The sequence below is a fragment of the Streptomyces mabaensis genome (assembly GCF_053763515.1).
In genome coordinates this window covers 1-12,590 of the sequence record NZ_JBSOPZ010000071.1, presented here as the reverse complement: position 1 = coordinate 12,590, position 12,590 = coordinate 1, and the positions used below count along the sequence as shown (strand labels likewise).

Here is a 12,590-nt window from a genome sequence, read left to right as displayed (position 1 = left end):
GGGGGGGGGGGGGGGGGGGGGGGGGGGGGGGGGGGTGGGGGGGGGGGGGGTGGTTTTGGGGGGGGGGGGGGGGGGGGGTGCTGTCGCCCCCCCCCCCCACGCCTCTTCGGTCGTCGGCTGTCGGTGAGGTCACATGTCGGCTGCGTCGACCACCGCGCCGAGGTCGACGAACTTGAACCCCGTCGCCTCCCGCGAACCGCCCTCGCCGTCCGGGACTTCAGGCGTTTCCCGCCCGTCCTGGACGACCAGCAGGCCCCGCGGATAGCGGTCGCCGAGGGGCGCGTTGATCACCGCGGCGCCGTCGCACTCCTCCGAGCCGTCGAGCACCGCCGTCGCGGCCGTGACGCGGAAGCCGCCCTCGTACTCGTTGTCGTCGCCGACCTCCCGGTCGTACAGCGCGAAGGTGTTGTCGCCCTGGCTGGAGGCCAGGAGGTAGCCGTCGCCGTCGGGCTCCTGGAAGAGCGTCAGCCCCTCGACGTCGGCCGCCAGCCGCCGGCCGCCGTAGCCGGGATCGGCGCCGGGCGCGCACTCCTCGCTCTCCTCGTCGTAGACGCCGGGAACGCCGTACTCCTTCACCTTGTCCACCAGCACCGGGGCGCCGGTGAGATCGGCGCGCAGCCGCCAGATGCCGACGTCCTCCTGGCCGGCGTAGAGGAAGCCGTTGGCCGGGTCGACGACCATGCCCTCCACCTGGGGCCGTTCGCCGGGCTCCGCACAGGGGGTCCAGCTCTCGCCGCCGGGCAGCCGGAAGGTGGCCGGGAGGTCGAGTGTGCGCACCTTGCGGTAGCCCACGGTCCCGGATGCGGTCGCCCTGAGTTCGAGCAGCGCGATGCGGGTCTCGTTGCGCCGGCTGACCAGGGCGTACGAACGGCCGGTGGCCCGGTCCGTCCAGGTGGCCAGGCCGTACGCGGTCCGCTGCTCGTTGACCTGCGACTGGTCCGCGGAGAACACCGGGGCGGCTGCCGGGTCGGTGATGTCCGTCAGCGGGCCGCCGGGCAGGGACGGGTCGATGCGGTAGATCCGCAGCCGGTCGTGGCCGCGGTCGCTGACGACGGCGACGTCGGCCCGGCCGGACGGCAGCCGCAGTCCGGTGACGAGGTCGACGTTGTTGAACCGGCCGGGCGCGTCGTCGGCGGAGGCCGGCGGAGGCGCGGGCACCGACTGCACCGGTCGCGCCGCCAAGTCGTAGACGCGCAGGCCGCCTTCCTTGGCGGTGGCGACGACGAGGCTGCGGCCGGGATCGGCGGCGTTGCGCCAGATCGCCGGATCGTCCGCGTCGGCGTTGCCGCCGGTCTCGTCGTCGTGGAGGGCGGGGGCCTCCGCGGTGGGTACCACGGCCGGAAGGGCGGCGGTACCCGCTTGGGCGGGAGAGGACAGGAGGAGGGTGACCACCGCGATGCCCAGGGCGGCGGCCGCCGCCCTGGCAGGCCGGCGCGTTCTCACAGACGCTCTCACAGACGCTTCCTCAGGGTCGGGGATGTGGCTGACGGTGCGTCGGAAAGCGTGCGGGGGGCGGGCGGCGCCCGGCGGTCGCCCGCGTGATGCCCGGGTGTTCAGCACATGAACACCACTGTGAACACCACTGCAATGGCGGCCTGTTGATCACCCATCAGGTACGGCGATACGGGGGATCAGCGCGACGTCAGGGAGATCTCGCCCCACACCTGCTTGCCGCCGCTGAGCGGCACCGAACCCCAGCGCGCCGACATCGCCTCGACGAGCAGGACGCCCCGGCCGCCGGTCGCCTCCCAGTCCAGGCTCGCCGGCTTGGCGGGCGTACGCGGCGACGCATCGCTCACCGCGACCCGCAGATGGTCCCCGGCGAGGGTCAGGTCCAGGCGCACCTGGCCGTGGGTGTGCACCAGGGCGTTGGTGACCAGTTCGGAGACAACCAGCAGGATCGTGTCCACCTGCTCCGTCACCCCCCAGGAGCGCAGCGTGCGCGCGGTGAAGCGGCGGGCGTGCATGACGGCGTCGGGCAGCCGCCACACCGTCCAGCCGGTGCGTATCGGCCGCACCCGCATCCCGTCGTAGCGCAGCAGCAGCAGCGCCACGTCGTCGTCCCGCCGGTTGACCCCGCCGAGCAGTTCGTCGGCCACCCGCCCGGCGTCGGACGGATCGGCGGCGGAGAGGACTCCGCAGACGCGGCGCATGCCGTCCTCCAGGGCGAGGCTCTTGGACTCGACCAGGCCGTCCGTCAGCAGGGCGAGGACCGTGCCGGGGGCCAGTCCGACCGTGGTCATGGGGTACTGCGCGTCCGCGACCACCCCGAGCGGCGGCCCGCCCTCGACCACCACCTCCTCGGTTTCGCCGTCCGGGTGGCGCAGCAGTGGCGGCAGGTGTCCCGCCCGGACGATCCAGGCGGTGCCCTCCTCCATGTCCAGGGCGACGTAGCAGCAGGTCGCGAACAGGTCGGTCTCCATGCCGACGAGCAGGCGGTTGGCGTGCGAGACGACCACGTCGGGCGGGTGACCCTCGACCGCGTAGGCCCTGATCGCGGTGCGCATCTGGCCCATGATCGTCGCGGCGCCGGCGCTGTGCCCCTGTACGTCCCCGATGACCAGCGCCACATGTCCGTCGGAGAGCGGTATCACGTCGTACCAGTCACCCCCCACTTCGAGCCCCACCGTCGCCGGCAGATAGCGGGCGACGGCCACCGCGCCGGGCAGCGGCGGAAGCTTGCGGGGCAGCAGGCTGCGCTGGAGCATCGTGGCGAGTTCGTGCTTGGCGTCGGACGCGCGGGCGCGCATCAGGGCCTGACCCACCAGACCCGCGGTCGCGGTCAGCAGGGACCGTTCCTCGGGGCCGAACTCGTGCGGCTCGTCCCAGCCGACCAGGCAGGCGCCGACCACCCGCCCTTCGGCCGGGAGCGGGAGAACGGCGAGACCGCCGGGGCCCACGCCCGAGAGGCCCGGTTCGAGGGCGGCGCCCGCGGGCCACAGACTCGCGCGGCCCTCCCGCAGCGCGGTCTGCAGGGTGGGCAGCGCGCGGGTGGGCGCGTCGGGCCATTCGGACCGCCATTCGGACCGCCAGATCTCCGGCCAGGCGGCGGGCTGCGGCGGGTCGAGGACGGTGACCACCAGCCGGTCGGCGTCGAGCTCGGCGAGTGCGACCCGATCGGCTCCCAGCGGGCCGCGCAGGGAGGTGACCACCATCCGGCCGACGTCCTGGATGGTGGCCGCGCCCGCCAGGGCGGCGGACAGCTGCTGTACCCGGGAGACCTCGTCCGCGCTGGGCCGCAGATGCGAGGCGTCGGCGACCACGCCCAGTACCCGCTGGGGGCTGCCCCCCGTGTCGAACAGCACCCGGCAGCGCAGCCGGAGCCAGTGCAGCTCGCCGGTGGAGCGGCGGATACGGAACTCCAGTTCCCGGCCGCTGGAGGGCATGTGGCCCGGCTCGACAATGGACATCAGCGCGGGCAGGTCGTCCGGGACGGTGTGCGCGAGCAGGGTCTCGACGCGCCCGTCGAAGTCGTCCTGGGCGATGTCGAGCAGTTCCAGCAGCTGAGCGTCCGCCTCGATCCGCCCGGTGCCGAGGACGAGGGTGAACGAGCCGACGCCGACGCGGCCCAGGGCGGGTCCGGGTACCGGCCGCAGCTCCGGCCGGCCGGTGGCCGGGGCGCGGCCCGGCTCCGCGCCCGAACCCCCGTCCTGCCCACTGCCCGCCGCGAGGCCCGCTTCGAGCTGTGCGGCGATCTGGCCGGCGTACAGCTCGAGAAAGTTGCGCCGCTCGGGGTCGAAGCCGCCACCAATGTCGTCCACGACGACCAGGCAGCCGAGCGGTCTGCCGTCCGCTCCGAGCGGCAGCGCGCCCAGCGAGACGCCGCCCTCCGGCTCCGGGACACTCGGGGAGGAGCCGGCGAGTTCCGTGGCGTTCAGCCAGAGGGGACGGCCGGAGCGGACGGCGTCCGTGACGGGAGAGCGGCTGGTCAGGGGGTAACTCGACGACAGCCCGTAGCGGGCGACGGGGCCTCCGGCGGCCTCGGCCAGGCGCAGCTCTCCGGCTTCTTCGCCCAGCACGTAGACGGCGGCCAGCGCCGCCCCACCGAACACCAAGACCTGCTCCATCACAGCCCGCAGCGCCCCTGTCAGCCGGAAGCCGACATCGTAGGCCCCGACCGCCTGGTCCGCCCATGACTCCGGAGCCGCCTTCGCTGGATGCTTCTTCATCCATGGCCTCCGACTCAACAGGCACTACCAGAGTAAGGACCGACCGGCGGTGTCGGCGCGCCACTCGCGATTGCGTTGCGTTCGCCGGGGAAGTCGGAGGATGACGCGCCGCCTGTCGGCGCCCCGATTCCCGTGGCCGATCCGAAAGCGAACGACACACGATGGCTGACGACGCCTTCCTCTTCATTGCCGACGACACGCGCCCTCAGCTCGGCGCTCCCCTCTCCGCGGTGGGAGAACTCGAGTGCCTGGAGACCACGGCGGTACGCGGCTGGCTCCAGGCCCATGAGGTGACCCCCGCTTCCGCCGGGGTGCGGATTCTGCCGCCGGAGGCCGGCGCCGCCATCCCGGACGACGCGGAGCGGCTGCCCCTCCCGCTGAGCGAGGAGGAGACGGAGATCGTCCGCCGTTCCTGTGTCCCGCCCGCCACGGCCGAGATCGAATCCGAGCTCCTGGACTTCCGGCACACCGCGGAGGACCGTACCGGCCTGGTCACGCGTGCCCTCGCGCACGGCGTACCGGCGCACCGCATCGTCGAACTGACCGGCCTGGACCCGGAGGTGGTCGGCGAGATCGGCCGGGACGTGACCGGCGCGGCCTGACGTCACACCGTGTGTTAGGTTCTGCGGACTCCGCGCCCGACAGGAAGAGACCGACCTCCCGTGACCACCCACGACGGCTCCTACGGATCGTCCGGCGAGCGCCTGTTGCAGCATCACCTCGGCACCACGGACCGGGCCGCCGGCTTCTACGACCGCCAGATGCAGCCCTGCCTCACCCCGGAGATGCGCGACTTCGTACGCCGCCAGACCATGGTGTTCCTCTCCACCGCCGACGCCGGCGGCGCCTGCGACGCCAGCTTCCGCGCCGGCCCGCCCGGGTTCGTCATCGACCTGGACGAGCGGACCCTGACGTACCCGGAGTACCGCGGCAACGGGGTCCTCGCCAGCGCGGGCAACATCACCGAGAACCCCCATCTCGGCCTGCTCTTCATGGACTTCACCCATCACCACATAGGTCTGCACGTCAACGGCACGGCGCGCCTGCACACCGACCGGCAGCAGCGGCAGATCTACCCGCACCTCCCCGTCGACACCGCGCCCGGGCGGCGGCCGGAGCTGTGGGTCCACGTCATCGTGGAGGAGGCGTACGTGCACTGCTCCAAGTACATACCGCACCTGGAACCCGCGGTCCGCCCCCGCGATTCGACCGCAAACCGCCCCAAGGACGCCGACTACTTCACCACCGGCCGGCCGATGCATGTTCTCCCCTGAGCGGGTAATCGAACCGCATGACTCTTCAGCATCCCGCCGAGCGCGGGGGCGCCAGACCCGGGCGATTCGAGCGACTGGCGGGCAACGCCTCGAACTTCACCAGCTCACCGGCCTTCTTCGGGGTGTGCCTGGTCCTGGTGGGCATCGTCATCGGTGCGCACTTCACGTCGCTGACGGTTTCCTGGCTGCTGCTGGCCGGGGAGTCGATGACCGCGCTGACCCTGTTGCTGCTCGCCCTGCTGAAGAACTCCGAGCTGCGGGCGGAACACGCCATCCAGCGGAAGCTGGACGCCATCGCCGCCGCCCTTCTCGAATCGCAGGAGGGCAAGCCGGGCCAGGCGCTTCAGGATCTCAGGGAAGCCATCCGCATGGAGGACGAGACCTGACAGCACGGATCAGGGGCGGCCACCACGGATGGTGTGGTGGCCGCCCCTGATCCGGCCCTGATCGGGCCTTGATCCGGTACGCGGACGGCGGCGATCAGCCGCCGATGTACCAGGTGCCGCCGCCGTTGGACGCGACCACGGTGAGCAGGACAGCGAAGATGATCAGGTCCACGATGCCGAGCGCGATGCCTGCCTTCGCCATTCCCGCCCCGCCCTTGGCGGACGCCTGCCATGTGCCCCTGTTTCGGTCACTCACCCACCAAGGAAGTGGACTGCGGCCCTCCGAGCGGGGGCTCGATGGCACGGTCCGTGACCCGCGAGGACGCAAGCTCGATAATGGGCGTGACGGCCGGACCGGCCGCCGGCCGGATCTCCCGGGAGGTACACCATGAGGATGCTGATCAACGTCCCCGAGACGGTTGTCGCGGACGCGCTGCGCGGGATGGCCGCCGCCCATCCGGAGCTGACCGTGGATGTCGAGAACCGGGTCGTCGTACGCCGGGACGCGCCGATGGCGGGCAAGGTGGCACTGGTCTCCGGCGGCGGGTCCGGGCACGAGCCGCTGCACGGCGGATTCGTGGGGCCGGGGATGCTCTCGGCGGCCTGCCCCGGCGAGGTTTTCACCTCTCCGGTCCCGGACCAGATGGTGCGGGCCGCGGCAGCCGTCGACAGCGGTCAGGGCGTGCTCTTCGTCGTCAAAAACTACACCGGTGACGTGCTCAATTTCGACATGGCCGCCGAGCTGGCCGAGGACGAGGGCATCCAGATCGCCAAGGTTCTCGTCAATGACGACGTCGCGGTCACGGACAGCCTCTACACGGCGGGCCGGCGCGGCACCGGCGCCACCCTGTTCGTCGAGAAGCTGGCGGGCGCCGCCGCCGAGGAGGGGGCACCGCTCCAACAGGTCGAGGCGATCGCCCGGCAGACCAACGAGAGCGCACGCACCTTCGGCGTCGCACTGAGTGCCTGCACCACACCCGCCAAGGGCAGTCCGACCTTCGATCTGCCGCCCGGGCAACTGGAGTTGGGCATCGGCATCCACGGCGAGCCGGGACGCGAGCGGCGGGCGATGATGACCTCGCGCGAGATCGCGGAGTACACGGTGGACGTGGTGCTGGAGGATCTGCGGCCCACCCGGCCGGTGCTCGCGCTGGTCAACGGGATGGGCGCCACACCGCTGTTGGAGCTGTACGGCTTCAACGCCGAGGTGCAGCGCGTGCTCGGGGAGCGCGGCGTGACCGTGGCCCGTACGCTCGTCGGGAACTACGTCACCTCGCTCGACATGGCGGGCTGTTCGGTGACGCTCTGTCAGGTCGATGACGAGCTGCTGCGCCTGTACGACGCGCCGGTGCAGACCGCCGGGCTTCGCTGGGGCCGCTGAGCCGTACGTACGGACCACACCGACGGAACACATACAAGGAGACCAGGTGCGCGACGCCGCATTCTTCCGCCGCTGGATGACGGCCGTCTCGGCCGCCGTGGACCGCGAGGCGGTCCACCTCACGGAACTGGACTCGCCGATCGGCGACGCCGACCACGGCAACAATCTGCAGCGCGGTTTCACGGCCGTCGGCACGGCGCTGGAGAAGGACACGCCGGACACGCCCGGAGCCGTACTGGTCCTGGCCGGACGGACGCTGATCTCGACGGTGGGCGGGGCCTCCGGACCGCTGTACGGCACTCTGCTGCGCCGCACCGGCAAGGCGCTCGGGGACGCGGCCGAGGTGTCCGACGAGCAGCTGCGGGACGCGTTGCGTACCGGCGTGGACGCGGTGGCCCAGCTGGGCGGGGCGGCGCCGGGCGACAAGACGATGCTCGACGCGCTGGTACCCGCCGTGGACGCGCTGGCCACGTCGTACGAGGCGGCCCGTGACGCGGCGGAGAACGGCGCGCTCGCGACCGTACCGATGCAGGCCCGCAAGGGCCGGGCGAGCTATCTGGGCGAGCGCAGCATCGGCCACCAGGATCCGGGGGCGACCTCCTCGGCGCTGATCGTCGCGGCCCTGGCCGAGGTGGCGGCGGCATGAGCGGCGGGAGCGGGGAGCGGGCGGAACGGCTCGTCGGGGTCGTGCTGGTCTCGCACAGCGCGCAGGTCGCGGCGTCCGTCGCCGAGATGGCGAAGGGGCTGGCGGGCGGCGGTACGGTCGCGCCGGTGGCGGCGGCCGGCGGCACCGCGGACGGCGGCTTCGGCACCAGCTCGGACCTGATCACCGAGGCGGCCGCGGCGGTCGACTGCGGCGCGGGCGTGGCGGTCCTCGCCGACCTGGGCAGCGCAGTGCTGACCGTGCGGGCGCTGCTGGCCGAGGGCGGCGAACTCCCGGAGGGGGCGCGCCTGGTGGACGCGCCGTTCGTCGAGGGCGCGGTGGCCGCGGTGGTCACCGCCTCGGCCGGGGCGGACCTGGACGCCGTGGAGGCGGCGGCCGCGGAGGCGTACGACTACCGCAAGGCCTGACGCGGTGCCGCGGTGGTCGCGGTGGCCGGTGGGCAGGCATCGGTGCGGCCTGCGGGGGTAGGCGGACGATGACACCAGGACGTACGGCGGAGGAGGAATCGTGGCCGGAATCGTGAACCGGATCAAGGCGTTCGCGCGCAGTCCGAAGGGGCGCAGGCTGACCGAGCAGGGCAGGCGGGCGGCCGCCGACCCCAGGAGGCGCGCTCAGGCCCGGCAGGCGCTGACCCGACTGCGCGGCAGGCGCCACTAGAGCTGCGCCGCACGGGTCCTGCGAGGGTCGGTGCGGCGTCTGGTGCCGTGCACCGCAAGGCGGTGTCGGCACCCCAGCGCGGCTGGGGAGCGTCGCATCGTCGCAGGAAGCGGCGCAGCGCGAAGCGACGCCGGGATCAGGGGCCGGGGCCCGGGTCGGGATGCACCGCGTCGGTGATCCCGGCCCGTGCGGCCTCCAGCTGCGCGGCGAACGCGATCCCGAGGAACAGCGCGACGGCCGTCAGGTTCGCCCAGATCAGCAGGGCGACGAACGCGGTCAGGGGCCCGTAGACCGCTCCGAATCCGCCGCTCTTCGCCACGTAGAGGGCCAGCAGCCAGGTCGCCGTGACCCACAGCACCAGGTGCAGGGCCGATCCGAAGGCCAGCCAGGTGTAGCCGGGCTGGTCCCGCCGCGGGGACCAGCGGAAGATGGCCGCCGAGGCGATCCACACCAGCAGTACCCCGGCGGGTAGCTGGAGCACGTCCCACCAGGTGAACCAGCTGTCCGGCCAGTGCAGCACGTCGGCAAGGGAGCTGCTCACCGCGTCGCCCGCGACGAGTACCACGAAGCCCACCACCATGGGCGCGCCGGCGGTCAGGGTCAGTACCAGGGCGCGTCCGTATTTGGCGAGGAACGGCCGGTCCCGCTCGATGCCGTAGATCCGGTTGATGCCCCGCTCGATCTGCGCCATGGCCGAGGTGAGGTTCACTACGGCGAACCCCAGGCCCACCCACATCGCGATCGCGCCGCCGACGTCCGTGCCCGCACTGCGCCGGGTGTCGGCGAGGGCGTCCTCGATCAGCTCGACGCTGGCCCCGGGGGCTATTCGTCCGAGCGTCAACTCGATGACGCGGCCGACGCTTTCGGTGTGCAGTGTGGTGGCCACGCCCACCAGCGCGATGGTGAAGGGCACGATGGCCAGGACCACCTGGAAGGCCAGCGAGCGGGAGTTGCTGAAGCCGTCGGCGTAGCGGAACCGTGAGAAGGCGTCGAGCAGCAGTTTGCGCCCGCCGTAGTGGCGCAGCGCCATCAGCGCCTCGTCACCGGAGAGTTCCGCCCCGATCATGTCCCGCGTCTGCGGGACGTGCACCACAGTCCCCATGTCGCAACGATCACATCCCGGAGCGCGCCCCGCAGTCAAATCGCACAGTCGGATCGTCCGGTGAGTGGTCGGATGCGTGTCCGCGGCGGTCAGCGGCCGCGCAGCTGTTCCAGTTCGCGCCGGTCCCGCTTGGTCGGACGGCCGGTCCCGCGGTCGCGGTGTCCAACGGCGGCGGCCTCCTCGCGCGTCGGCGCCGGCGGGCTGTTGTCGACGAAGCACTCCACCGCAACGGGCGGGCCGACGCGCTTGGAGATCAGGCGCGAGACGACCACGACGCGCTCGCGCCCCGCGTGGTACAGCCGCACCTCGTCGCCCGTACGCACCGGCTGGGCCGGCTTCGCCCGGTCGCCGTTGACGCGGACGTGGCCGGCCCGGCAGGCCGCGGCGGCCTGCGAACGTGTCTTGGTGAGCCGGACGGACCAGATCCAGCTGTCGACGCGTACGGTCCCCTCGTCTGAAGCCATGCCTCGACTCTAGATCCTGTCCGGGAAATCGGGGCCGCTTCAGGGCCGCGCTCGGGCGGTGTGGACGGTGGTCGCGGTCAGCAGGAACGCGTCCGGGCGGCGCAGGATGCCCTCCGGTGCGTCCGCGTCCAGCAGGGTGTCGAGCGTGTGCCGGTCCTCGGGGGCGAGGCCGTCCGCCGCGTGTTCCCGCAGCCGGGCCAGCCGGTCTTGGAGGTACGTGCGGGCGTCGGCGCCCAGCGGCGCGGGGAGGTCCGTGAGGAAGCTCCGCGACCCGGTGGAGACCAGGCCGGCGGCCGCGAGCAGGGCCGGCCAGTCCTCCACGACGCGGGTGTGACCGGGCAGTCCGGCCCGCATACCGGCGAACCAGTCGTCCTCCGCCGCCTCCAGCCGGGCCTCGAGACCGGGGCGGCCCAGGCCGAAGTCGCGCGGCAGGCAGCGCGTGCCGAGCCCGCCCTCCGCGACGGCGAGCAGACCGCCGGGCCGCAGCGAAGCGGCGAGCGTGCGCAGGGCGGCCTGCTGGTCGCCGAGGTGGTGGACCACCTTGCTGGTCCAGATCAGGTCAGCCGCGCCGAGGTCGTCCAGACCGTCGGGCAGGTCGGCCCGGTGGGTGACGATCCGGTCCGCCAGCCCCTCCCCCGCGGCGCGGACCCTGACCCGGTCCAGAAGTCCGGCCGCGGCGTCGACGGCCACGATCCGGGCGTGCGGGAAGGTGCGGGCGAGCACGCCGGAGACGACCCCGGGGCCGCTGCCGAGGTCGAAGACCCGGCTCACGTCGGCTCCGGTGAGCTGCTCGGCGAGCCAGCCCGTGGCCCGTTCGACGAACGGCAGGTGCAGTTCGGCCTGACGTTCCAGGTGGGGGCCGAGGGCATCCCAGTCGAGATCCTCGGCGCCGGAGTGGTGGTGATCCGCTTGCACGGCTCCGTTGTATCACCCCTCTCGTTAGATGGAAATGGTTTCCATCTTCATATAGCGTGGGTGGCCTTGTACCGCACCACCGAGGAGGACCCTCCATGGCCGTTCCCAAGCGGAAGACGTCCCGCAGCAACACCCGCCACCGGCGCGCCCAGTGGAAGGCCACGGTGCCCGACCTGGTGCCCGTCACCGTCGACGGCTCGGTCTACCGGGTGCCGCGCAGGCTCGCGAAGGCCTACGAACGCGGCCTCCTGCGCCCGGAGGGCTGACCGCCATGACGGACCACCGGCTGCCGGTGACCGTGCTGTCCGGCTTCCTCGGGGCGGGCAAGACCACGCTCCTCAACCACGTCCTGGGCAACCGGGAGGGCCTGCGGGTCGCCGTGATCGTCAACGACATGAGCGAGGTCAACATCGACGCCGCGCTCGTCCGTGGCGGCGCGGCCGCTCTGTCGCGGACCGAGGAGCGCCTGGTCGAGATGACCAACGGGTGCATCTGCTGCACCCTGCGCGACGACCTGCTGGAGGAGGTGGACCGGCTGGCCCGCGAGGGCCGCTTCGACTACCTGCTCATCGAGTCCAGCGGGATCTCCGAACCGATGCCGGTGGCGGCGACGTTCGCCTTTCCGCGCGACGACGGGGCGACCCTCGGCGATCTGGCCCGGCTGGACACCATGGTCACGGTCGTCGACGCCGCGGGCTTCCTGCCCGAGCTGAACCGCGGCGACGGGCTGGCCGAGCGAGGCCTCGACCAGTACGAGGACGACGAACGCACGGTCAGCGACCTGCTCATGGACCAGATCGAGTTCGCCGACGTCATCGTCCTCAACAAGATCGACCTCGTCGCGCCGGACGAGGCCGTACGGCTCCGGGCCACCCTCTCCCGCCTCAACCCCGAGGCCCGGATCGTGCCCGCCCGGTTCGGCCGGATCCGCGCGGCGGACATCCTGGGCACCGGCCGCTTCGACCTCGAACGCGCGCAGCAGGCACCGGGCTGGGTGCGGGAGCTGAACGGCGACCACATGCCGGAGACCGAGGAGTACGGCATCTCCAGCACGGTGTTCCGGGCGGACCGGGCCGTTCCATCCCGCCCGGTTGTGGACGTTCGTCACCAAGGGGCTCGACAGCGGCACCTTCGGCACGATCCTGCGCTCGAAGGGGTTCTTCTGGCTGGCCAGCCGCCCGCGCGTGACCGGGTTGTGGTCCCAGGCCGGTGCCGTGGCCCGGTTCGAGCCCTCGGGGGCCCGCGACGCCGGGACCGAGCAGGGCCAGGAACTGGTCTTCATCGGCACCGGGCTGCGGCGCGAGTCCCTGCACGCGGCGCTGCGCGCCTGCCTGCTGGCGGAGGACGACCGCGAGCCGTGGGTCGACCCGTTCCCCGCCTGGGAGACGTACGGGCTGGACGACGGCGCCGCCTGCGAGCACGAAGCCGCACCTGGGCACGCCCCTGAGTACGGGCCCGAGCAGGCGCGCGAGCACGCGGTACCGGTCGCGGGGGGGGGGGGGGGGGGGGGGGGGGGGGGGGGGGGGGGGGTTTGTTTTTTTTTTTGTTTCCCCCCCACCCTTCTCTTCCCTACAATAT

14 protein-coding genes and 1 pseudogene are annotated in these 12,590 nt (G+C 72.6%); 9 read left to right on the top strand and 6 right to left on the bottom strand.

The annotated features are described in order from the left end of the window. Positions 1-129: 129 nt before the first annotated feature. Entirely contained in the window at positions 130-1,443 is a 1,314-nt protein-coding gene (locus tag ACWV17_RS33545; RefSeq protein WP_455362631.1) for a phytase, read from the bottom strand. A gap of 188 nt (positions 1,444-1,631) precedes the next feature. Further along, positions 1,632-4,169, bottom strand: a complete 2,538-nt coding sequence (locus tag ACWV17_RS33540; RefSeq protein ID WP_455362630.1) for a SpoIIE family protein phosphatase — start codon at positions 4,167-4,169, stop codon at positions 1,632-1,634. A 161-nt stretch (positions 4,170-4,330) separates the two neighbouring features. On the opposite strand from ACWV17_RS33540, the gene ACWV17_RS33535 reads away from it, so the two are divergent. Genes ACWV17_RS33535 through ACWV17_RS33525 form a run of 3 tightly spaced genes read left to right on the top strand, consistent with a single transcriptional unit; the run spans position 4,331 to position 5,829 of the window. Next, a complete protein-coding gene (locus tag ACWV17_RS33535) occupies positions 4,331-4,771 on the top strand; it encodes a DUF6003 family protein (RefSeq protein WP_455362629.1) in 441 nt (146 codons plus the stop codon). 60 nt (positions 4,772-4,831) lie between these two features. After that, positions 4,832-5,443, top strand: a complete 612-nt coding sequence (locus tag ACWV17_RS33530; protein WP_455357474.1) for a pyridoxamine 5'-phosphate oxidase family protein — start codon at positions 4,832-4,834, stop codon at positions 5,441-5,443. A gap of 17 nt (positions 5,444-5,460) precedes the next feature. Further along, entirely contained in the window at positions 5,461-5,829 is a 369-nt protein-coding gene (locus ACWV17_RS33525; RefSeq protein WP_455357475.1) for a low affinity iron permease family protein, read from the top strand. A 94-nt stretch (positions 5,830-5,923) separates the two neighbouring features. Here ACWV17_RS33525 and ACWV17_RS33520 read toward each other — a convergent pair whose 3' ends face one another. Continuing rightward, the gene (locus tag ACWV17_RS33520) at positions 5,924-6,085 is read right to left on the bottom strand and encodes a hypothetical protein (RefSeq protein WP_455362628.1); all 162 of its coding nucleotides are present in this window, start codon (positions 6,083-6,085) and stop codon (positions 5,924-5,926) included. A gap of 132 nt (positions 6,086-6,217) precedes the next feature. Between ACWV17_RS33520 and dhaK the strand changes: the two genes are divergently transcribed. The 4 genes from dhaK to ACWV17_RS33500 all read left to right on the top strand — a co-directional run bounded on the left by dhaK (position 6,218) and on the right by ACWV17_RS33500 (position 8,531). Next, complete coding sequence (gene dhaK, locus ACWV17_RS33515; RefSeq protein WP_455357477.1) at positions 6,218-7,210, top strand: dihydroxyacetone kinase subunit DhaK; 993 nt, start codon at positions 6,218-6,220, stop codon at positions 7,208-7,210. A gap of 46 nt (positions 7,211-7,256) precedes the next feature. Next, positions 7,257-7,856, top strand: a complete 600-nt coding sequence (gene dhaL / locus ACWV17_RS33510) for a dihydroxyacetone kinase subunit DhaL (protein ID WP_455362627.1) — start codon at positions 7,257-7,259, stop codon at positions 7,854-7,856. Then, the gene (locus ACWV17_RS33505) at positions 7,853-8,281 is read left to right on the top strand and encodes a PTS sugar transporter subunit IIA domain-containing protein (RefSeq protein ID WP_455362626.1); all 429 of its coding nucleotides are present in this window, start codon (positions 7,853-7,855) and stop codon (positions 8,279-8,281) included. The genes dhaL and ACWV17_RS33505 overlap by 4 nt, the downstream gene beginning before the upstream one ends. Before the next feature lie 100 nt (positions 8,282-8,381). After that, complete coding sequence (locus ACWV17_RS33500; RefSeq protein ID WP_455357480.1) at positions 8,382-8,531, top strand: hypothetical protein; 150 nt, start codon at positions 8,382-8,384, stop codon at positions 8,529-8,531. A 136-nt stretch (positions 8,532-8,667) separates the two neighbouring features. Here the strand turns inward: ACWV17_RS33500 and ACWV17_RS33495 are convergent, their stop codons facing one another. From ACWV17_RS33495 to ACWV17_RS33485, 3 genes are all read right to left on the bottom strand, one after another. Further along, positions 8,668-9,633, bottom strand: a complete 966-nt coding sequence (locus ACWV17_RS33495) for a YihY/virulence factor BrkB family protein (RefSeq protein ID WP_455357481.1) — start codon at positions 9,631-9,633, stop codon at positions 8,668-8,670. An 89-nt stretch (positions 9,634-9,722) separates the two neighbouring features. Continuing rightward, the gene (locus ACWV17_RS33490; protein WP_455362625.1) at positions 9,723-10,097 is read right to left on the bottom strand and encodes an RNA-binding S4 domain-containing protein; all 375 of its coding nucleotides are present in this window, start codon (positions 10,095-10,097) and stop codon (positions 9,723-9,725) included. 39 nt (positions 10,098-10,136) lie between these two features. Next, positions 10,137-11,012 (bottom strand): class I SAM-dependent methyltransferase, encoded by an 876-nt coding sequence (locus ACWV17_RS33485; protein WP_455362624.1) that lies wholly within the window; start codon positions 11,010-11,012, stop codon positions 10,137-10,139. Between the two features lie 95 nt (positions 11,013-11,107). Here ACWV17_RS33485 and rpmF point away from each other — a divergent pair, with 95 nt between their 5' ends. Together rpmF and ACWV17_RS33475 are read left to right on the top strand one after the other, a co-directional pair. Beyond that, on the top strand, positions 11,108-11,278 hold the full coding sequence (rpmF, locus tag ACWV17_RS33480; RefSeq protein ID WP_455357484.1) for a 50S ribosomal protein L32: 171 nt from the start codon (positions 11,108-11,110) through the stop codon (positions 11,276-11,278). A 5-nt stretch (positions 11,279-11,283) separates the two neighbouring features. Beyond that, a pseudogene (locus ACWV17_RS33475) lies at positions 11,284-12,436 on the top strand (GTP-binding protein); the annotation flags it as partial. Between the last annotated feature and the right edge of the window lie 154 nt (positions 12,437-12,590).

Bases quoted from the DNA above. Each gene is read 5' to 3' on its own strand.
- ACWV17_RS33540 (WP_455362630.1), bottom strand. From the start codon at position 4,169: ATGAAGAAGCATCCAGCGAAGGCGGCTCCGGAGTCATGGGCGGACCAG.
- ACWV17_RS33535 (WP_455362629.1), top strand. From the start codon at position 4,331: ATGGCTGACGACGCCTTCCTCTTCATTGCCGACGACACGCGCCCTCAG.
- ACWV17_RS33525 (WP_455357475.1), top strand. From the start codon at position 5,461: ATGACTCTTCAGCATCCCGCCGAGCGCGGGGGCGCCAGACCCGGGCGA.
- dhaK (WP_455357477.1), top strand. From the start codon at position 6,218: ATGAGGATGCTGATCAACGTCCCCGAGACGGTTGTCGCGGACGCGCTG.
- ACWV17_RS33505 (WP_455362626.1), top strand. From the start codon at position 7,853: ATGAGCGGCGGGAGCGGGGAGCGGGCGGAACGGCTCGTCGGGGTCGTG.
- ACWV17_RS33495 (WP_455357481.1), bottom strand. From the start codon at position 9,633: ATGGGGACTGTGGTGCACGTCCCGCAGACGCGGGACATGATCGGGGCG.
- ACWV17_RS33490 (WP_455362625.1), bottom strand. From the start codon at position 10,097: ATGGCTTCAGACGAGGGGACCGTACGCGTCGACAGCTGGATCTGGTCC.
- rpmF (WP_455357484.1), top strand. From the start codon at position 11,108: ATGGCCGTTCCCAAGCGGAAGACGTCCCGCAGCAACACCCGCCACCGG.